This is a genomic window from Phenylobacterium sp. CCH9-H3 (assembly GCF_001557235.1).
Lineage (GTDB): Bacteria > Pseudomonadota > Alphaproteobacteria > Caulobacterales > Caulobacteraceae > Phenylobacterium.
Genome location: NZ_LSJI01000286.1, coordinates 1 through 1,003 on the forward strand (window position 1 = coordinate 1; position 1,003 = coordinate 1,003).

Genomic DNA, 1,003 nt, shown 5'->3' on the forward strand with positions numbered 1-1,003 from the left:
CGCCCCCTCCGGTGAAGGCCCGCCCGCCTGGGCGCGACGCCTGCGCCGCGAACAAGCGCTCGGCCAGGGCGTGTCGGCCGCCACCCACGCGGTGCGCGACGGCGACAGCGGCGGCCCGGGCGCCTCCATCGACCTCTCGGAAGGATCCTGACCCATGTTCCGACGCCCCTCCGTCCGCTATGGCGAGACGCCGATCTTCGACACCCCCTACGCCCGCGCGCGACAGGCCTGGGACGCCCGCATCGGCGAAGTCGCCGTCGCCGGCCGCAGGGTCTGGATGCTGGCCCTGGCGGAGGGTGCGGCGATCGTCGTGCTCGCCGGCGCCTTGGCCTGGACCACGACCCGCGGCAGCGTGACCCCCTGGGTGGTGGAGGTCGACCACCTGGGCGAGGCGCGCGCCGTGGCGCCCGCCGATGGCGCCTACCAGCCGACGGACCCGCAGATCGCCTTCCACCTGGCCCGCTTCGTCGAGGCGGTCCGATCGCTGCCGGCCGATCCCATCGTGCTGCGCCAGAACTGGCTGCGGGCCTATGATTTCACCACCGACCGCGGCGCGCTCGCCCTGAACGACTACGCCCGCCAGGCCGACCCGTTCGCCGAGGTCGGCAAGGTCCAGGTGGCGGTGGAGGTCTCCAGCGTCATCCGCGCCTCGCCGTCGAGCTTCCGCGTCGCCTGGACCGAGCGCCGCTACCAGGACGGCGCGCTGGCCGCCACCGAGCGCTGGTCCGCCATCCTCACCCTCGTCCTGCAGCCGCCCCACGACGCCGAGCGGCTGAAGAAGAACCCCCTCGGCGTCTACGTCACCGCCATCAGCTGGTCGAAGGAGCTCGCCCCATGACGCCCTCTCATCTGGCGAGGCCTGGCCTCGTCGCTCTCCTGATCGCGGGCTTCACCGCCCCGGGTTGCGCGAGCCTCGCACGCCAAACGCCCCGACTAACGCCGCCGGCGGCGCAACCGTCCCTCACGGCCGCGGTTCTGGCGCCGCCGCCCGCCATCCAGGTGG

The 1,003-nt window shown here is 74.1% G+C and carries 1 protein-coding gene; it reads left to right on the plus strand.

Going from position 1 to position 1,003, the window contains the following annotated elements:
- Positions 1–154 precede the first annotated feature (154 nt).
- Positions 155–838, plus strand: coding sequence for a conjugal transfer protein TrbF (gene trbF / locus AX721_RS25495; RefSeq protein WP_068878772.1), 684 nt, complete (start codon positions 155–157; stop codon positions 836–838).
- Positions 839–1,003 lie beyond the last annotated feature (165 nt).

Bases quoted from the DNA above. Each gene is read 5' to 3' on its own strand.
- trbF (WP_068878772.1), top strand. From the start codon at position 155: ATGTTCCGACGCCCCTCCGTCCGCTATGGCGAGACGCCGATCTTCGAC.